20 protein-coding genes are annotated in these 18,479 nt (G+C 57.0%); 12 read left to right on the top strand and 8 right to left on the bottom strand.

The window, feature by feature from the left end; all coding sequences use genetic code 11:
- Nucleotides 1-13 precede the first annotated feature (13 nt).
- On the top strand, nt 14-2,158 hold the full coding sequence (locus SB725_RS17590) for a 3-hydroxyacyl-CoA dehydrogenase NAD-binding domain-containing protein (RefSeq protein WP_027922519.1): 2,145 nt from the start codon (nt 14-16) through the stop codon (nt 2,156-2,158).
- A 95-nt stretch (nt 2,159-2,253) separates the two neighbouring features.
- Complete coding sequence (locus SB725_RS17585; protein ID WP_027922520.1) at nt 2,254-2,976, top strand: amidotransferase; 723 nt, start codon at nt 2,254-2,256, stop codon at nt 2,974-2,976.
- Between the two features lie 85 nt (nt 2,977-3,061).
- On the opposite strand, the gene SB725_RS17580 is transcribed toward SB725_RS17585, so the two are convergent.
- The 5 genes from SB725_RS17580 to SB725_RS17560 all read right to left on the bottom strand — a co-directional run bounded on the left by SB725_RS17580 (nt 3,062) and on the right by SB725_RS17560 (nt 7,205).
- A complete protein-coding gene (locus SB725_RS17580; protein ID WP_027922521.1) occupies nt 3,062-4,033 on the bottom strand; it encodes a magnesium and cobalt transport protein CorA in 972 nt (323 codons plus the stop codon).
- Nucleotides 4,034-4,181: 148 nt separating this feature from the next.
- Entirely contained in the window at nt 4,182-4,904 is a 723-nt protein-coding gene (locus tag SB725_RS17575; protein WP_027922522.1) for a 1-acylglycerol-3-phosphate O-acyltransferase, read from the bottom strand.
- A gap of 214 nt (nt 4,905-5,118) precedes the next feature.
- Nucleotides 5,119-5,808 (bottom strand): crotonase/enoyl-CoA hydratase family protein, encoded by a 690-nt coding sequence (locus SB725_RS17570; protein WP_410922414.1) that lies wholly within the window; start codon nt 5,806-5,808, stop codon nt 5,119-5,121.
- A 41-nt stretch (nt 5,809-5,849) separates the two neighbouring features.
- The gene (locus SB725_RS17565; protein ID WP_410922413.1) at nt 5,850-6,962 is read right to left on the bottom strand and encodes a tyrosine-type recombinase/integrase; all 1,113 of its coding nucleotides are present in this window, start codon (nt 6,960-6,962) and stop codon (nt 5,850-5,852) included.
- A 3-nt stretch (nt 6,963-6,965) separates the two neighbouring features.
- Complete coding sequence (locus SB725_RS17560) at nt 6,966-7,205, bottom strand: helix-turn-helix domain-containing protein (protein WP_410922412.1); 240 nt, start codon at nt 7,203-7,205, stop codon at nt 6,966-6,968.
- Nucleotides 7,206-7,296: 91 nt separating this feature from the next.
- On the opposite strand from SB725_RS17560, the gene SB725_RS17555 reads away from it, so the two are divergent.
- The 7 genes from SB725_RS17555 (at nt 7,297) to SB725_RS17525 (ending at nt 12,411) form a co-directional block, all read left to right on the top strand.
- Nucleotides 7,297-7,527: a hypothetical protein gene (locus SB725_RS17555; protein ID WP_410922411.1), complete on the top strand. Its 231-nt coding sequence runs from the start codon at nt 7,297-7,299 to the stop codon at nt 7,525-7,527.
- Nucleotides 7,528-7,538: 11 nt separating this feature from the next.
- Nucleotides 7,539-10,193, top strand: coding sequence for a toprim domain-containing protein (locus SB725_RS17550; protein ID WP_410922410.1), 2,655 nt, complete (start codon nt 7,539-7,541; stop codon nt 10,191-10,193).
- 471 nt (nt 10,194-10,664) lie between these two features.
- Complete coding sequence (locus SB725_RS17545; RefSeq protein WP_410922409.1) at nt 10,665-10,958, top strand: hypothetical protein; 294 nt, start codon at nt 10,665-10,667, stop codon at nt 10,956-10,958.
- 14 nt (nt 10,959-10,972) lie between these two features.
- Nucleotides 10,973-11,224 (top strand): hypothetical protein, encoded by a 252-nt coding sequence (locus tag SB725_RS17540; RefSeq protein WP_410922408.1) that lies wholly within the window; start codon nt 10,973-10,975, stop codon nt 11,222-11,224.
- 62 nt (nt 11,225-11,286) lie between these two features.
- Complete coding sequence (locus SB725_RS17535; protein ID WP_410922407.1) at nt 11,287-11,574, top strand: hypothetical protein; 288 nt, start codon at nt 11,287-11,289, stop codon at nt 11,572-11,574.
- A 72-nt stretch (nt 11,575-11,646) separates the two neighbouring features.
- Nucleotides 11,647-11,886 carry a hypothetical protein gene (locus SB725_RS17530; RefSeq protein ID WP_410922406.1) on the top strand — a complete coding sequence of 80 codons (240 nt, stop codon included), beginning with the start codon at nt 11,647-11,649 and terminating at the stop codon, nt 11,884-11,886.
- Nucleotides 11,887-12,192: 306 nt separating this feature from the next.
- The gene (locus SB725_RS17525; protein WP_410922437.1) at nt 12,193-12,411 is read left to right on the top strand and encodes a hypothetical protein; all 219 of its coding nucleotides are present in this window, start codon (nt 12,193-12,195) and stop codon (nt 12,409-12,411) included.
- Here the strand turns inward: SB725_RS17525 and SB725_RS17520 are convergent.
- From SB725_RS17520 to SB725_RS17510, 3 genes are all read right to left on the bottom strand, one after another.
- Nucleotides 12,387-12,644, bottom strand: a complete 258-nt coding sequence (locus SB725_RS17520) for an ogr/Delta-like zinc finger family protein (RefSeq protein WP_410922405.1) — start codon at nt 12,642-12,644, stop codon at nt 12,387-12,389. The genes SB725_RS17525 and SB725_RS17520 overlap by 25 nt on opposite strands.
- 87 nt (nt 12,645-12,731) lie before the next feature.
- Nucleotides 12,732-13,574 (bottom strand): phage portal protein, encoded by an 843-nt coding sequence (locus tag SB725_RS17515; protein ID WP_410922404.1) that lies wholly within the window; start codon nt 13,572-13,574, stop codon nt 12,732-12,734.
- Nucleotides 13,501-15,540: a terminase large subunit domain-containing protein gene (locus SB725_RS17510; RefSeq protein WP_410922403.1), complete on the bottom strand. Its 2,040-nt coding sequence runs from the start codon at nt 15,538-15,540 to the stop codon at nt 13,501-13,503. The genes SB725_RS17515 and SB725_RS17510 overlap by 74 nt, the downstream gene beginning before the upstream one ends.
- Before the next feature lie 161 nt (nt 15,541-15,701).
- Here SB725_RS17510 and SB725_RS17505 point away from each other — a divergent pair, with 161 nt between their 5' ends.
- Genes SB725_RS17505 through gpM form a run of 3 tightly spaced genes read left to right on the top strand, consistent with a single transcriptional unit; the run spans nt 15,702 to nt 18,381 of the window.
- Entirely contained in the window at nt 15,702-16,571 is an 870-nt protein-coding gene (locus SB725_RS17505; protein WP_410922402.1) for a GPO family capsid scaffolding protein, read from the top strand.
- Nucleotides 16,571-17,614, top strand: a complete 1,044-nt coding sequence (locus SB725_RS17500; protein WP_410922401.1) for a phage major capsid protein, P2 family — start codon at nt 16,571-16,573, stop codon at nt 17,612-17,614. Before SB725_RS17505 ends, SB725_RS17500 begins: the two co-directional genes overlap by 1 nt.
- On the top strand, nt 17,611-18,381 hold the full coding sequence (gene gpM / locus SB725_RS17495) for a phage terminase small subunit (RefSeq protein WP_410922400.1): 771 nt from the start codon (nt 17,611-17,613) through the stop codon (nt 18,379-18,381). Before SB725_RS17500 ends, gpM begins: the two co-directional genes overlap by 4 nt.
- Nucleotides 18,382-18,479: the final 98 nt, after the last annotated feature.

The raw sequence follows: 18,479 nt of genomic DNA, 5'->3' as shown, positions 1-18,479 counted from the left end.
AGGAAACATGTTCATGACTGAAGCCATTCGTTACGAAAAAGGTCAGGACCGGATCGTTGTCCTGACCATCGACATGCCGGGCCAGAGTGCCAACACCATGAACGCGGTCTACCGCGAAGCCATGGCCGCCTGCGTCGCCCGTCTGGTCGCTGAAAAAGACAGCATCGCCGGGGTGATCATCACCTCGGCGAAGAAGACGTTCTTCGCTGGCGGCGACCTCAATGAACTGATCAAGGTCGGCAAGCCAGAGGCCAAAGCGTTCTACGACATGGTGCTGACCCTAAAAGGTCAATTGCGCACCCTGGAAACCCTCGGCAAACCGGTGGTGGCCGCGATCAACGGCGCCGCATTGGGCGGTGGTTGGGAAATCTGCCTGGCGTGTCATCATCGCGTGGCGCTGGACAATCCATCCGTGCAACTCGGCCTGCCGGAAGTCACCCTCGGCTTGCTGCCGGGCGGCGGCGGGGTGGTGCGCATGGTGCGGATGCTGGGCATCGAGAAAGCCTTGCCGTATCTGCTCGAAGGCAAAAAAGTCCGGCCACAACAGGCGTTGCAGGCCGGGTTGATTGACGAGTTGGCGAAGGATCCTGATGAACTGCTGAGCAAGGCGCGGGCCTGGATTCTGGCCAATCCGACGGCGGTACAACGTTGGGACGTGAAGGGTTATCAGATCCCCGGCGGCACCCCGTCCAGCCCGAAAGTCGCGCAGATGCTCGCCATCGCGCCATCGATCCTGCGCAGCAAGACCCAAGGCTGCATGCCTGCGCCGGAGAAAATCCTCTGCGCGGCGGTTGAGGGCGCCCAGGTGGATTTCGACACTGCGCACCTGATCGAAACCCGCTACTTCACTGAGCTGACCACGGGCCAGGTCTCGAAAAACCTGATTGGCACTTTCTGGTTCCAACTCAACGAGATCAATGCCGGCGGTTCGCGGCCGCAAGGTTTTGCGCCTTGTGTGACGCAAAAAGTCGGGGTACTCGGCGCCGGGATGATGGGCGCGGGCATCGCGTTTGTCAGCGCATCGGCAGGCATCGAGGTGGTGCTCAAGGACATCACGCTGGCGGCGGCGGAGAAGGGCAAGGCCCATTCGGCAGCGTTGCTGGACAAGAAAGTCGCGCGCGGCCAGATGATTGCCGAGCAGCGTGAGGCGATTCTGGCGCGGATCCGTACCACGGAAAACGATGCCGATCTGGCGGGTTGCGACCTGATCATCGAAGCGGTGTTCGAAGATCGCGAGCTCAAAGCCAGGGTCTCATCGGCTGCGCAAACAGTCGTCGGGCCGGATGCGGTGATCGCTTCCAACACCTCGACGTTGCCGATCAGCGGCCTGGCCACCGCGGTGCCGGACCAGAGCAAATTCATCGGCCTGCACTTCTTCAGTCCCGTGGAAAAAATGCCGCTGGTGGAAATCATCAAAGGCGCCAATACCAGCGACGAAACCCTGGCTCGAGGCTTCGATTTCGTCCTGCAAATCAAGAAAACCCCGATCGTGGTCAACGACAGTCGCGGCTTCTTTACCTCGCGGGTGTTTGGCACCTTCACCAACGAAGGCATCGCCATGCTCGGCGAAGGCGTCAGCGCGCCGATGATCGAGACCGAAGCACGCAAGGCCGGCATGCCCATCGGGCCGCTGGCGATTTCTGATGAAGTTTCCCTCAGTCTCATGAGCCATATCCGTCAGCAAACGGCCAAAGACCTGCAAGCCGAAGGGAAACCGCTGACAGAGCATCCGGCCTTTGCGGTGATCGACTTGCTGCTCAACGAATACAAACGCCCCGGTAAAGCGGCAGGAGGCGGTTTTTACGAATACCCGGCCGCTGGCCAGAAGCATCTGTGGCCAGAGCTGAAAAGCCGTTTCGAAAAGCCTGACGGGCAGATTTCGCCCAAGGATGTGCGTGATCGCCTGCTGTTCGTGCAAGCCATCGAAACCGTGCGCTGTGTGGAGGAGGGTGTGCTGACGTCGACGGCGGACGCCAACGTCGGTTCGATCTTCGGCATCGGTTTCGCGGCCTGGACCGGCGGTGCACTGCAATTCATCAATCAGTACGGCGTGCAAGACTTCGTCGCCCGCGCCCAATACCTGGCCGCGCAGTATGGCGAACGCTTCAATCCGCCAGCGTTGTTGCTGGAAAAAGCCGCCAAAGGGGAGACGTTTTAAGGGACCGGTGACGCTTCGCGGGGCTTGCCTTGGAACGGTGTTTCGAGGCAGGCTCTGGGGTGTGCATTATTCCCATCACGTGTCAGGTATTTTTTATGTCGTTACGCATCTGCATTCTGGAAACCGACATCCTGCGTCCAGAATTGGTCGACCAATATCAGGGCTACGGGCAGATGTTCAAGCACCTGTTTTCGCAGCAACCTATCGCGGCCGAGTTCACGGTCTACAACGTGATGCAGGGCGAATACCCAAGCGATGACCTGACCTTCGACGCTTATCTGGTCACCGGCAGCAAGGCCGATTCCTTCGGCACCGACCCGTGGATCGAAACCCTCAGGAAATACCTGCTGACCCGCTACGAACGCGGCGACAAACTCTTGGGCGTGTGTTTCGGCCATCAGTTGCTGGCGTTGTTGCTGGGCGGCAAAAGCGAACGTGCCACCCAAGGCTGGGGTGTCGGCACCCACAGTTACAAACTCGCGGCCAAGGCGCCGTGGATGAGCCCGGTCAGGGAAGAGTTGACCTTGTTGATCAGCCACCAGGACCAGGTGACGTCGCTACCGGAAAACGCCACGGTCATCGCCTCCAGCGATTTCTGCCCGTTCGCGGCTTATCACATCAATGATCAAGTGCTGTGCTTCCAGGGTCATCCGGAATTCATTCACGACTATTCGCGAGCGCTGCTGGACATTCGTCAGGAAGCGCTGGGCGAGCAGATCTACTCCAAAGGCGTGAAGAGCCTTGAGCATGAGCATCATGGCGCTACGGTAGCGGAGTGGATGATGCGGTTTGTGGCGCACAAGCCAGAAACGGTTTAAAACCTGATTCAAGCTCGCACCCACAATGGAGATACCCTTGTGGGAGCGAGCTTGCTCGCGATTGTCACTGACACCTGGGTAGTGGCTACAACCACCCCGACTTCTTGAAACTCGCCCACAAACTTGTGCATCCCACCGCAATAAACCCCAACACCCCGAAGTACCCGTAGTGCCACGCCAGCTCCGGCATGTTTTGAAAGTTCATCCCGTAAATCCCGGCCACCGCCGTCGGAAACGCCAAAATCGCCGCCCACGCGGCAAATTTGCGCTGCACCACGCTCTGGCGTGAAGCCTCCAGCAACACCCCCACCTCAATCGTCTGGCTGGCAATGTCGGCCAGGGTCGTCAGGTCTTCCATCTGCCGCGTCACGTGAATCTGCACATCCCGGAAGTACGGGCGCATGTTCTTGTCGATGAACGGGAAGCTCAGTTTCTGCAATTCCTCACCAATCTCCACCATCGGCGCCGCATAACGACGCAGGCGCAATACGTCCCGGCGCAGGCCGTGCAGTTTCTGGATGTCATGTTCATTCAACGCACTGCACAACACGTTGCGCTCCAGCTCATCGATCTCGGCGTGGATCGCTTCGCCCACGGGCTGGTAGTTTTCGATCACAAAGTCGAGGAGGGCATAGAGAACGAAGTCCTCCCCGTGTTCAAGCAACAATGGGCGCGCCTCACAGCGTTGCCGGACATAGGCATAGGACGCCGAATGACCATTGCGTGCAGTGATGATGTAGCCGTTACCGGCAAAGATATGCGTCTCGATGAACTGCAGTTTGCCTTCATTACGAATGGGCGAATACGTGACGATAAACAATGCGTCGCCAAAGGTTTCGAGTTTCGGCCGGCTGTGTTTTTCCAGGGCATCTTCGATGGCCAGTTCGTGCAGGTTGAACTGGCGTTGCAGGTTGGCCAGCTCCTGGGCGTCCGGCTCTTCGAGGCCGATCCAGACAAAGTGGCCGGGTTTTGCGGCCCAGGCTGCGCCCTCGTCGAGGGTGATGTTGGTGACTTTCTTACCGGCGCTGTAAACCGCAGCAGCAACAACTCTACCCATGATTCAGGTTCACTTCTTATTAGCAGGTGGCAGTGGCAGGCAATCTTCAGCTTAGCCTTGTCTGATGCTTCAGAGTGAGCGAACTCTGCAGAGTTCGAAGGTGAAAGTTCGAAGGCAAAAGAAAACCCGCACCAGGCGGGTTTCTTTTTTAAGCGGCTTGCAGTTGCCGATCCATCGAAGCGATGCACTCGCGCATCTGTTCGCGGCACTGGGCCATCAGCAGGGGCATGTCGTCCAGACTCAATCCTGCTGTCGGAATCGCCGGCAGCGAGCGAATCAGAATTTTCCCACTGCGCCAGCGGTTCAATCGCATGTGTTTGACGTAACTGCTGACGCACACGGGCACGATTGGTACGCCGGCAGCAATCGCCATTTGGAACGCGCCTTTCTTGAACGGCAGCAACTCTTCGCCCAGGTTGCGCGTGCCTTCCGGAAAGACCCAGATCGACGTGTCTTCATGCTGCAAGGTGTGCGTGGTGGTCAACATCGACTGGCGCGCCTTGTGCGCATTGCCGCGATCGATCAACACGTTGCCGGCCAGCCAGAACAACTGCCCGAACAGCGGCACCCACTTCAGGCTCTTTTTGCCGATGCACACGGTACGGCGGGGCACCACGTTGCCGAATACAAACAGGTCGTAGTTGGATTGGTGATTGGCGATGATCACGCAGCTGTCAGGCTTGTTCATCAACGGCCCGACATCGGCCTTCACCCGTAAACGCAAAATACACATCGCCGGCCACGCATAGAGACGTGCGCACAAACGGCTGTTGTCCGGGTTGAACGGGCGACACAGGCCCAGAATCACCCCAAGCACACCGGCCAGAATAAAGTGCAGGCCCATCAAGAACATACGAAACACAAACAGCATTTACAGGCCCCACCGGGACAAAAGGTGGCGCAGTGTACGGATGTGCACTGTTTTCGGCAATTGCCGCTATAGAGGAGGGAGATAGGCGATGTTTGTGCGCATGTTTCCGACTTGTGGGTCAGACGCGTTCTAGAGCGGTTACAGACTTTTCAACATCATGGGTAAGAAAAAGCCCGACACGACGGTCGGGCTTTTCAACGCTGCGAGTCTGGGCTTAACCCAAGTGTTGCTGATCGAGGATGATTGCGTTATCCAGCGTCTCCAGCAGCGCCTTGCGTACTTTCAACTTGGTGTTCTTGTGCGCGGTCATGTTGATCTTCTTCAATTGACGAGCGGCTGCCAGCGCGGCGCCCTCCAGCTCTTCGGCCGAGACCACCACGTCGAGGAAACCTGCGTCTACGGCGCTCTTCGGAGTGAACATCTCGCCATTGATCACCGAGCGATGCAGCGCAGCCTTGCTCAGGCGATCACGGGCAATCTCGATACCGGCGTGGTGCATGGTCATGCCGATCTGCACTTCGTTCAGACCAATGCTGAACGGGCCATCAACCCCAATGCGGTAATCCGCCGACAACAGCAGGAACGCACCCTTGGCCACGGCATGCCCAGGGCACGCCACGATCACCGGGAACGGGTGCGACAGCAGGCGACGGGCCAGCGTCGAACCGGCAGTGACCAATGCCACGGCTTCTTTCGGACCGGACGTCATCACCTTCAAGTCATAACCACCGGACAGAATCCCCGGCGTACCGGTAATGATCACCACCGCACGATCAGTCACTGCCTGATCCAGCGCAGCGTTAAACGCGGCAATCACGTCGGGCGAGATGGCATTGACCTTGCCATTGCTCAGGGTCAGGGTCGCGATACCGTCTTCGAGATGGTAGGAAATCAAGTCACTCATGTTGTGCTCCTTTAATTTTTTGTTAGATGAAACCCTTTAATTTAAAGGGCCTTATTGATTTGATCGTGTTGAGGTTGTTCCGCTTTTATTTGCGTAGTGTCCACAAAGTGTCCACGGTTACCGGCGAGGGGGTTCAAATTGACCACCTCCGCAAGGTGGCCGGGGCTGAAGTGGGCATAGCGGATAGTCATTTCCAGTGTCGAATGTCCAAGCACCCGCTGCAATGTGAGGATGTCCCCGCCGTTCATCATGTAGTGACTGGCAAAGGTATGACGCAGGACATGCGTGACCTGGCCCTTCGGTAAGCCAAGGTCTAATTCGTTTACGACGTCGGCAAAGGTGTACCAGGTTTGCCTGTATGACGACTTGAACGGCATAGATTCTGTAAGCGATTTCTCTAGCCCCGGCGCGATCGGAACTGTGCGGTTCTTGGCTGACTTCGTTCGAGTGAAGTGAATACGACCGTCCCTCACTTGCCCTAGCTCCAGATTCGCCGCTTCTGCCCATCGTGCGCCAGTAGAAAGGCAGACGCGTGCGATGGCACTGACGTCTGATTCTTCTTCGTCCAGTCGCGACAGCAGCTGCGAAATTTGTTCGCTGGATAGATAGGCCATCTCGCTTTGATCGAACTTCAAGGCCCGGACCTTGGACAATGGGTTTTCACCTAGCCACTCCCCCAAGCGTTCTAGTTCGTTGAACACGGCACGTAGGTAGCTCAGTTCATGATTTGCCGTGTTCGCTGTGATCGGCGCAGTGGCTCCGTTCCGTTTGCCAGATTCGTCTACCTTTGCGCGGCCCCATTTACCGGCAAGTCGATCTGATCGGTACTGGGTGAAGCTACTCGCGGTGAAGTCGGAAGCCCGAGGATCGCCCAAGTTTTTGACCATGCGCTCAAGGAAGGCTAGGCATTTCTCACCTCTCTTGAGGTGACAGCCGTGGAGTTTGAACCATAGAGAAACGAGGTCTGAAAGCCGGCGTTCGTCTTGTTTTGGCTTCTTTTCAAACTCGCCTTTGGCACCGTCCCCCATCAAGCGGCGCTCGTAAACCATCGCTTCGTTTTTGGTTCGGAATTTTTTCCGAACGCGCGCGCCCGCGCGTCCATCCGGTCGACAGTCCACGAGCCATTCGCCGGAATCAATTTTTTTGATCGACATGCCTTAGACCGGGCTGATCTGCCCGCACTCCCCACAGGTCTCTCCAGTCACCAACCACAAAGCATATTTTTTGAAGCGAGGATGGTTCGTGATTTTGAGTAGCACCGCTGAACTCATCTCCGCTCTCAAAGCGAGTTCATGCTTTTTGTAGGTGCTGTAACTCAATCCGAGCAGATCACTGAACTCCGATTGGGTTAGTCCTTCCTCAAGCCGTAATGCTCTCAACTTAGCAGGAAGTTCCATTAATAGCCCCTTGACGAAGGTCCCATTTGGGACCTATATTTTAGGTCCCAAATGGGACCATTTCAGAAATCGTTACCAAGGAGCTTACCAAATGAAGATCGTTATCGACACGCCCTACGTGACTCCAGCCGAGTATGCCCGTCGAGTTGGCATCTCAGAGCGCTCTGTCCGTCACAAAATAGACCAGGGAATTATTTTGGTTCGGGAAAAGCAGTCGGGAGAGAAGGGCACCGTTTTTGTGAACATGGTTCAGATGGCAATCGAGGCTGCTGAACAGGCCGAGCGCGTGTTGGGGTCCAAGAACAAAGCCGGTGATAGATAAGGGGCCGGCGCATGCAATTCGACGATATTTACCGTCTGGAGGTGGTCGAGGCTCTGGAGCATGACCACGACCTGGACTTCAAAGACATTGGCAGCACATACCTCCAAAAGGGTATCTGCCCAGGTTGTAGCGAGCGCACGCTATATATCGCTCGCAAACAACCCTTCCAACTCAAGTGCAACCGCCTAATCCAGTGTCAGTACGAGGAAAAGACCCGGGAGCGTTACAGCTACCTTTTTGAAAACCTCAGCGAGCGTTTTCCGCGTACCGATATAAACCCGAATGCCACGGCCGACGCTTACCTGCAACGTAATCGCGGTTTCGATATCAGCAAGATGAAAGGCTGGTACGAGCAAAGCCGACGCAAAATGAAGGATGACCAGTGGGCGGACACTGTCCGTTTCCCGCTCTGCGACGGCTACTGGGAACGAATCATTGACGCGACGATGGTCACGGCCAATGGCGGGGACAAAGCCGGCATCAAATACAAAATGTCCTACAAGGGTGGCGCTTGGGTTCCGCCTGGTATGGCCATCGAGCAAGGGGACACAGTCTACGTTGTAGAGGGCATTTTCCATGCAATCGCATTGTTCCTCGCCGGCTACAAGGCAATCGCGTCCATCTCAGCCAACAACTTTCCCTGGGACATCGTAGAGGCGCACAAGGGTCTGAAAGTACGCTGGATCATCGCCTTGGACGACGATAAGGCCGGCCACTCAGTGATTCCGAAGTACCGCAGCCAATTGCTTGCCCGCGATGAACTGGCATGGGTGGCCCTTGCTGGTATCGACCGCGATTGGGACGACGTGTACCGCGACGGGCAACTCAATGATGAATTCATGCAGGAGGCCAACTACCAGGGGCGAATCTTCATCGCCGAGAGCCCTGCGAAAAAGGCCTACCTGTTACACAAAAAGAAGCCGCTCAATTTCTTCCTGCTGGACTTCGGCGAACGCCTGTATTCCGCCAAGGTGAATTCCGATGAGCTGAACAAAACACAGGAAGACGAAGCAGCGGTCGCTCGCGAGCAGCTTTTCTACAAATACTGCGACATCAAGCAAGTGGCCAACTGCGTGCCGCGCTTTGAATATATCCAACGTGATGCGATCAGCGGGGACCAGCAGTTCTTCTTCCAATTCAACTTCCCCAACGCGGCGCAAAACTGCAAGGAGCCCTTGGCGCCGAACTCAATCGGCGATCCGCGAAGCTTCGCCAAATCGCTGCTGGAGCGCACACCTGGCGGCAACTTTGAAGGTGGGGAAAAAGTGCTGGCCATGCTGCGCAGCAAATGGCTGGACAACGCCCTGACCGTCCGATCACTGCCTTTTGTCGGCTATGACGCATCGAGCAAGACTTACTGCTTCCAGAAGTTCGGTTACCACAAGGGACGTGAGTACCTGGCCAACGACCACGGCTACCTTGAAGTCGGGAAAACAGGACTGAAAACCTCGCTCAATAGCCTGACGATCGTCCGCGGTTCTGGCTTCGATCCAAGCTGGTTTTCCGACTTCTTTGCAGTGCATCACCTGAATGGACTCGCAGCGTTGTCGTGGTGGACAGCCACGCTGTTCGTGCAGCAGATCCGCAGCAAACAAGAGTCCTGGCCGTTTCTAGAGCTGACCGGTGACGCCGGCGCCGGCAAGTCCAGCTTGCTGCGTTTTCTGTGGCGTTTACTCGGTCGCTCCAACTTCGAAGGCATCAAGCCCAACAGCGAAGGTGCAAGCGCGATTGGCCTGACCCGTGCACTGTCTCAGGTAAGCAATCTTCCTGTGGTGCTTATTGAATCTGACAGCCAGACCGTCGACGCCCAGGGCCGCACGGTAGTCAGTCAATACAACTGGGAAAAGTGGAAAGCGCTGTTTGACCACAACGCCACACTGCGAACGGTGGGCGTGAAGTCCTCGAGCAACGACACCGACAGCCTGATTTTCCTGGCAGCACTGTGCATGGCTCAGAACGCCAGCGTTGAAGGCTCCGAGGCGATCTTGACCCGCATCAGTCATTTCCATGCGACCAGGGCGCACCACACCCCTGCCTTGAAGGTGCTGGCCATTCGTTTGAATGGCCTACCCGTGGAGCAATTGGCCGGTTACCTGGGGCACTGCATCGGGCAGGAGTCAGCCTGGCTCCAGCGCTACTTCGATGCGTTTCCGGAATACGAGCAACGTCTTCAAGCAAACCCTGTTCTTCAGCACCAACGGATCGTGCTTTGTCATGCGCAGATGATGGCAGCCGCAAAAGCTACCCAAGCACTGTTTCCGGACTGGAGCGACGACAACCTGGAGCAAGTCATCAAGCACATTGAGCGCCGCGCCATAGATCGGCAGCAGCGTGTCAGCACCGAAAACCCAACAGCCGGGCGCTTCTGGCAGATCTATCACTACCTCAACGAAAGAGTGGTTTCGATCAGCGATGACGCGGGCAATCGCGAAGTCACTCAGGAAACTCTCAACCACAGCGCTGACAAAGACCTGATCGCCATCAATATTGAGCACTTCCATAACGCCTGCCGTCTCGCTGGCCAGGAAGTCATTCACGCGACGCAGCTGCATCGCGCACTGCCCCTCAGCACCTCACACACGTTTGTCGAGACTCGCAAAGTCCGCTCGGTCATCGAGAAGCGCTCGCTCAACTGCTGGTTGTTCCGGAAGGGGAGTAAATCCTGATGAACGTCTTGGGGATAAAACAGCGTGTACAGGGGCAATCGGGTGTTTTTGAGGTAATGCGTGTGTTGCCGCTGAATGGGTGGAACATCTGGAACATTAATATCTTTAAGAAAAATATCTATATAAAACAGATAGATAAACAACAACCCGCCATCACCCTTGACCGGAATAGGCTGGATCGCGCCGGAACATCTTTCCGTTCTCTGTTCTGCAAGTGTTCCACCAACGGCATTTGCTGGAACACCTCACCAGCCCTTGTAAATAAAGGCCTACAGCGAACCTTTAGAAAATCCCGTTCTGCCATGTTCCGGCTCGCGCTTCCAAGTACCTATCGACCTGAAAGCCCCGTAAACCGTGGGCTACCGGCCTTCAACCTTTTAGCCGTTCCGGATGTTCCGGGGTACACCCGGGCACACGCGGCTTTATTTCAGGCGCGGAGCTTGATGCAACCAGCAAAAAAGGAGCGACACCATGCAAGTAGAAGTCATCACCGGCGACCAATGCACTGGCAAAACTACCCGCCTGCGCGGCATCCAAGCCAAATTGAAAAGCCAAGGGATCAAGGCGCCAATCATGGTGGGCAAAGACTGCACTACACCGTTTTTCATCAACCAGATCGCTAGCCTGGCCATGGCCGGTGACAAGCAGTTTCTGGCCGACGACTGCACCCAGTTTCAGATCCAGGCCGTCATGCAGCTGAAAGCACGGGGCATTCACGCGGGGATTCCGTCTGATTTTGTGGTGCACCTGGTGCGCAAGGCCTGACGGGGGAAGTCGCAATGATTATTCGCTACCGAGCGAACACTTTGCCCGGCCAATTACCGCTGCCGTCCGATTATGTGGATCAGCGCACAGCTGAGGATCTGGCCGAACTCGCGGCCGCTGCACATTGGAGGGATCACCCAAAAGACGCCCCGACGTTCATCACCATCGTGCACATGCAGGACGTCGATGGTCATGACTTGGGGCTGTTTGAGGTGCGCTGTGAGCAGCGCCCAGTATTCACTGCGAGCCGATTGCGGCAAGCGTGAGAGAGACGGTGTCGAGGAGTTCGCACCTCCCCGACACCAACCACCGCAAGAGGAGCAACACCATGCAAGCACAGCACCCAAGCAGCAGCGGCCTGAAGGATACCACCGAGCCAGACCACCCGGGGAAGGCCTTCAAGCCGCCTCGGCCTCTACTGGCCACCGCCGTGATCGGCGCGGCCCTGATCGGCTACCTAGTGCACAAAACCCCGCACGCTCGTCAACGCTTGGAAAGCATGGCCTGTCTGGCCAAAAGCATGGGCGACCTGAGTGAACACGACGCAGGGGTGATCGCTGACTTACTTGCCAAGCCCTTCACACGGAACACCTCAATGGGAGAGCACCATGTCTGAACAAACCACCCTCAAACGGTACAAGGCTAGCGACAATTGGAAAGGCTATAAGGCCGTCGTGGAGAATGCACCATGTTGATCGACGGTCGAATTGTTGCCATCAGCGATGAGCAAGGCCGTTCCGGTCGTGAGCAATTGGAATTGCCCGCTGACTTTTTTCTGGTCGAAGCCACCCAGTTGCTTCACCACAACACCGGATCGGGTTGGGTCCAGATTCCATTGCCTCGGGGTTTCCTGGTGGCAGCCTATGAGAATCTTAATGGACATCGTCGCTACGGGGTCGTGGACATAAATAAACAGCTGAGTATCTAAGGGTTGTCGCACTATCCTATTAGTGCGATATCCTCAAAGGCGCTTCGGCGCCTTTGATGTTTCTGCTGCGTTACAAAAAATATAATCACATTCCATTGCGGCAAGCTCAGATCAAAAAGTGTGACTTGCACCGCCTCAATAAGTATTGGCTCTTTAAAGCTCGCACAAATTGTGCCGCACGAAATTTCATATAAAGAGTAAAAATATCTCACATCAGAAACGATAAGTCGCTTAACTTGACGTCAGTACTTTGGCGCTATAAAACGCTCGCATCGTTGGACAATCCAACCAAGTGGAATGACGTAAATGGATGCAAAAACAAAAAGTCTAATTACCGCGAGAGACATGGTAGAAGACATTGACAGGGTACTAAGCTGCATCGGTGTAGCCGTTACCGCAGGTCCATTGCAAACGAAAGAAATGGATGGTGTGTTGTCAATTCTTCAATGGTCTGGAGAAAGGCTTTGCGAATGCTCCCAAGAGCTGGCCGGTGTAATAGATCAACTCGCAAGTGCTCCCAACTGATCGAACAAGTCTCGCTGCTCAGCCCTGGGCATCGCACGTAACCGGTCGAAGATAAGACGGTCTGCGACTTGCGCTGAAGGGCTCAACGTGTGGGAGAACGTCAGCGTGGCCACCCAGGTGTGGCCACAACTGGCAGACAGGCACTGGCAATAGAGCCTGGCAAATTCCAGTGACAACTCTTCACGCGAAGCAATCCGACCTTTCCCGCGACATTCCTTACAGTAAATTCGCATAGCCCCACCCACCGTATTCACAGAGGGCTATTTTGCCACACAACATCTGGTGGTTGTGTGACTCTTCCGATACTAACTGTGGGAAAATTAGGTCACAGGCGCGGGTTCAGCCCAGGCAATATGACGGTCGGCCCTCAAACACTCATTGACCTGAAGAAAGAGCTGGCAAATCGGCCGAATTTCGTTGTTGGTGTAAACCTTGTCGATCTTTTCTATATCCCCAAATCCTCCCGCGTTCTCCGGTATTACACCCGCCAAGGCCGGGTGCATTCGCCAAGCAGCAATCACGTCATTGCGCGTGATGTTCTTGATCCGCTCGAACTCGTCTTTAGTGGCCACATCCCCAATCGGAATAATCTGAATGGCTTTTTCCGCGCCGCCGGGGATGTTGACGAACATCGAACGAAAGTTACCTACACCCTTGGCGCTTTGAATCTGGGACTTCAAGTTTGCCTCGTCCTCTTCGGACAAGTCAGGGTCATTGGTATAAAAGATAAATCCTGCATGGGCACCGTTGTTGTAATAGCGACGACGGAACAAGGTAGCCGATTCGTTCAAGAGCAAAGCATGCATGCCGCCCAGGTAGTCCGGCACACCATAAATATTCTGCTCCACGTCGTAATCCATGACGTGCTCCACTTCCTCCTCTTCAAAGTGCAATTCCTTGGCATTGGGCAACAGCATCATGAATCCGCCTCCGACTTTGCGCCGCATGTTGATCGCCGGTAAGTGCTGCAACTCAATCACCTGGCCGATGACGTTGCGGATACGCAGGAAAAACGCATCGCCAAACACCATGAAATCCAACCCTGCGCGCCCCATGGTCTGCCGGCTGCACCCAGCCGAGGGGATGAAGTCACGCAGCAGCATGTTGCGTTTGAAGCGCGGAATGGTGCCGTGGTGGGCATTGGCCCGTAGCAGCTTGGCCAACCCGGTGCGCGACACCGGCGGCACGTACACCCGCCCGTCGCTGGTCGAGAACACGCCCAAGTATTCGCCGACGTTGTTGGTCAGCACCGACTCTGGCGCGCCGAAGCTGAACGCCTGCACTTTGTGAGGCTGGGGATTGGGCTGTTCGAGTTCGTTCATGGCTGCCTTCTAGGGTTGACCAGCGGCTGCGCCGCTTTTTATTGACGTTGAGAGGTTCGTTTGCCAGTGCGTGCATCACCGCCCAGGCGATGTCGGCATGACCGGTGGCGTCGGTGCGCGAGGCGCTGTAGGTGATCTGGCCACTGTTGGTCGCACCGCGCTTGATCGTCAGGAAGGCCGAGGCGATGTCGTTCCAGTCGGCGTCCCATTCGATCCGTCGCCCTTGAATGGTGTCCTGGGCTTTGAGGACCAGGGTGTTTTTGGTTTCCAGGCTGTAATGGATCGGCGTCACGCGTGGGAAGAAATCGCGCACCAGGTCGAACACGCCGTAGCCCACACCGGTGATGTCGATGCCGATGTGTTGGACGTTGAAGCGCTCGGTGATCTTCTTGACCTGCGATGCCTGGTAGGTGAACGAGTGCCCGCGCCAGGAGTACTTCTCCAAGATGCGGAACTTGCCGCCTTGCTCCAGGGGCGGAGCGACCACCACGCAGGTGGCATCGTCGCGGGTACGGCTGGGGTCGTAGCCAACCCACACCGGGCTGTTGGCGAAGGGCCGTAACGCCTTCGGGTCCGCGTCGTAATCGGTCCACAGCTGGCGATCCGAATAACAACGCTCCAGATCCGCCAGGGCGAAAGCACTCTGGGTGCTGTCGATAAATTTGCACAGGTAGAGCTGGTCAAACTGATCGTCGGAGTTTTCCAGTTGCAGCTGTTCCAGGTCGAACAGATCGCAGCCGCCGGCAATGGCATCGTGGATGGTGATGATCTTGCGCCACTGGCCATCCGGACACAGCGCGCCCTGGCGTAACTCGGCTTCGCTGGGGAACGGCAGGCTGGCCTTCTTGTGTTTGCCGCGTTTGAAGGCATCACCGGTCCAGAACGGGTACGCCTGATGGCTGACCGCGCTGGGCGTGGAAAAGTAGGTTTTGCGCCACTTCTTGTGGGTGGCCATGGCCCCCGACAGCGTGTTGAGTTTGTCGAAGTCACGAATCCAGAAATATTCATCGACGTAGACGTGGCCATGGTGACCCTGGGCGGTGCTGCTGTTGGTGCTGAGAAAACGCAGCTCGGCACCGTTGCTGAGGATGATCGGATTACCGGTCAGCTCCAGGCCAAACCACTCGCGGGCAAACTTGATGATGTAGTTGCGGAAAATCTCTGACTGGGCGCGACTGGCAGACAGGAACATCTGGTTGTCACCGGTCAGCACCGCATCCATGAACGCTTCGCCGGCAAAGTAATAGGTCAGTCCGGTCTGGCGCGCCTTCAGCACGTTGCGGATGCGCCGTGTCAGCGGGTTCTGCTTGGCCTCGAACAACTCTTTTTGATAGCCGAACAGCTTGCTGGTGAATTTGTCGAGAAAGTCCACCTCGGTCAGGTGGCTGATGTCGTTCTTTGGCGCTTTGGGTTTCTTCTTGCTCTGGTTGTCAGGGTCGCGTCGGTTGGACTTACCCCCAGGCGCTCGCCGCTCACCATCGCCGCCGGCGGGCAGATCCGCAGATGCGCCGGGAGCCGGTTTGACCGCCTGCTTTTGCAAGCGCTCACGCACGCTGAGCAGCCGGTCGAGTTCGTCCAGCTCTTTTTTTTCCAGCGTCTCGACCTTCTCCAGAATCAAGGTGATGCGCCGACTGACCGCCGTCAGTGGTTCCTCATCCGTCAGCAGTTCGTCCCAACTGCCTTTGGCAATCCAGTAGTACACAATCCGGATGTTAGGCAGCTTGAGTTGCGCCTGGATCTCGCGGGGTTTGTAGCGGCGCAAGTAGAGCTTTCGGGCCGCGTCTTTGACTTCAGGTAAGTAGGGCATGAGCCGCAGTTTATGCAGCTCCCACCCCACAAACCCGCCCTTAAATTCCTGCTCAATCCTATTTCCTGAATCTAGGATTTTTGCGCAATGGAACCGTTTGTTTGGGCCGGCGCAGCTGCCTATCGTGGCGGCCACTGCACCGATTCGAGCGACTTTGCCCCATGCCCCGCACCCTTGTTTCTGACTGGAAACGTGTCGCCACCAGCGGCAAAACCGTTGATGGCCGAACCATCGAAGCCCAGGATCTGCGCGACATGGCCAGCGCTTACGATCCGGCCACTTACACCGCGACCATCTGGTACGAACACATTCGCTACTTTGGCAGCCTGGGTACTGTCGCCGAGGTGAAAGCCGAAGACATCAGCGGCGGCAAAGTGGCCCTGTTCGCCAAGCTCCAACCTAACGACCGCCTGTTGAGCCTGAACAAAGACGGCCAGAAGCTGTTCACCAGTGTGGAAATTCAGCCGAATTTCGCCGACACCGGCAAACCCTATCTGCGCGGCATGGCGGTGACCGATGACCCAGCCAGTCTCGGTACCGAGGCGTTGCACTTTTGTCGTCGCGCCGAGGCCGGCAACCACTTTGCCAACCTGGAGCCCCTGGAAGACCTGATCACCGGCCACAGCGATGAGGCCATGGCCTTGTCGTTCTTCGCCCGTGCGTTCGCCGCCATCCTGGGCAAAGGCGGCATCGAAGCCCCCGCACACCCCACAGAAGAGACCCCCCCGATGGATCAAACAACCGTGCAGGCCTTTGCCGCTGCGGTGGACAAACTCGGCACAGTGGCCACCAGCCTGGAAACGAGCGCCGTCACCTTTGCCGCACAGAAGCCGAACGAGCCTGACCCCGCGCTCACCCCCGACAAGACGGGCGATCAGCCCACCGGTATTACCGTCGAGCAGTTCAACAGTCTGAAAGGTTCGCTGGATTCGCTCGCCGAAAAATTCAACACCGCGCTCAATCACGGCAAGCGGCAGGATCTGCCTCAGACCGCCGGCGCCGTGACTGACCAGCCAGAGGCCATTTACTGATGAATCTGAGTAATGCTGCCCGCTTGAAATTCAGCACCCTGGCTTTGGCGATTGCATCGACTTATGCCGTCGCCTCGGTCCATGAAGAATTCAACGTCGAGCCGACCCATGCGCAGACGCTGAATGAAAAAATCACCCTGAGTTCGGCTTTCCTGCAACGCATCAACGTGCTGGCAGTGACTGAGATCAAGGGCGAGAAGGTCATGATCGGCGTCAACGGCACCGTCACCGGCCGTATCAATACGGCCACCAGTGACCGGGTCGCCCGTGACGTGCTGGGCCTCGACGGCATCGGGTACGAGCTGTTCGATACCCAAAGCGACGTGGCGCTCAAATACGCCACCATCGACGCCTGGTCCAAGTTCCCCGACTTTGCGCAGAAGTACGCCGCTGCCGTGCAAAAGCAGATCGGCCTCGACCGTATTATGATCGGCTGGAACGGCACCAGCGTGGCTCCGAACACCGACCGCGTCGCCAATCCATTGTTGCAGGACGTGAACAAAGGCTGGATGCAGATCGTTCGCGAGCAAGCGCCGCAACAGATCCTGGTCGAAGGTGCGACCGTTGGAAAAATCCAGATCGGTGTCGGTGGTGACTACGCCAACCTAGACGCTCTGGTCTTCGATGTCTCGCTGATGATCGATGAAGAGTTCCGCGACGGTGGCGACCTGGTTGCCATTATCGGTCGTGACCTGTTGGCTTACGACAAGGGCAAGCTGTACGCCGCTCAAGGCGACAAGCCCACCGAAAAAGAGCGTATCGAGATGGCCCAGGTGATCGCCACCTATGGCGGTCTGCCGTCGTTCACCTGCCCGCACTTTCCGAGCAAAGGTGTGGTGGTCACCAGTTGGGACAACCTGTCGATCTATTTCCAGGACAGTAGCTGGCGCCGCCAGATCGTCCAGAACCCGAAACGCTCGCAGGTTGAAGACTACAACGCGCGCAATGAGGGCTATGTGGTCGAGCAACTGGGCAAGTTCGCCGGCATCGAAGCGGCCAACGTCGAGTTCGTCACGGTCACGCCTGAGCCACCTGTGCTATGAGCCTCGCCCTCAATCACAAAAAGCGCCTGCTTGAGCAGGGGCCGATAGCCGACCCAAAACCCTACACCTCGGCCACGGCCTTGGCGGGACCGGCCAACGCCCAAAAACACCTGGCGCTGATGAACTCCGCGCTGGCCGAGGATTGCGGTCGACTGTCGGAGCTGAACTCGCTGGAGGCTCGCCAGCGCTTGAAGCGTGACGAGCTGTTGCCCAAGTACCTGGTGTACGTGCAGCGCTACCGCGAATCCGGTCTGAACCACCCGAACCTGGTGCTGATGCAGGTCCTAGTCTGGCTGTTCGACACAGAGCAGTTCGAGCAGGCCCTGGAACTGGCGGACTTTGCCATCGAACAGGGTCAGGCCATGCCGGAGCGCTTCCGCCGTGATATCCCCACCTTCGTGGGGGACACGGTGGTCGAGTGGGCCGAGGCGCAGCACAAAGCCCAGCGCAACCCGGAACCGTACCTGTCGCAGCTGTTGTCGCGTGTGGACGGTCAGTGGCCAGGCCACCGCGATCCCCGTGATGGTGACCCACGCGAGCTGCCGCCACCGGCCGCTTCGTGGGAGCTGTTCGAGAAGATCCCGGCGCGCTACCACAAGCTGCTGGGCATCCTCGCCATGGAAGACAAGCGCTGGGCCAAAGCCTGCGCGCACTTTTACCGGGCCCATGAGCTTTACCCCGAAATCGGTGTTAAGACGCGCATGGATGAAGCCAGCAAGGCCCTGCGCAAGCAGGAAGCCGACGGCGACAAATCCGGTACCGAATAAACGACTAACCCCCCCAAGCGGGGGCCTGCCGAGGTGAAGGCCCTGTGCCAACCGCCTAACGCAGTCACCCCCGCGTCTATTCCGTAACAGCCCACCGA

This window comes from Pseudomonas sp. SIMBA_041 (assembly GCF_046535095.1).
GTDB classification, from domain to species: Bacteria; Pseudomonadota; Gammaproteobacteria; order Pseudomonadales; family Pseudomonadaceae; genus Aquipseudomonas; species Aquipseudomonas mucoides.
This window is presented reverse-complemented; position numbering and strand designations above follow the sequence as displayed.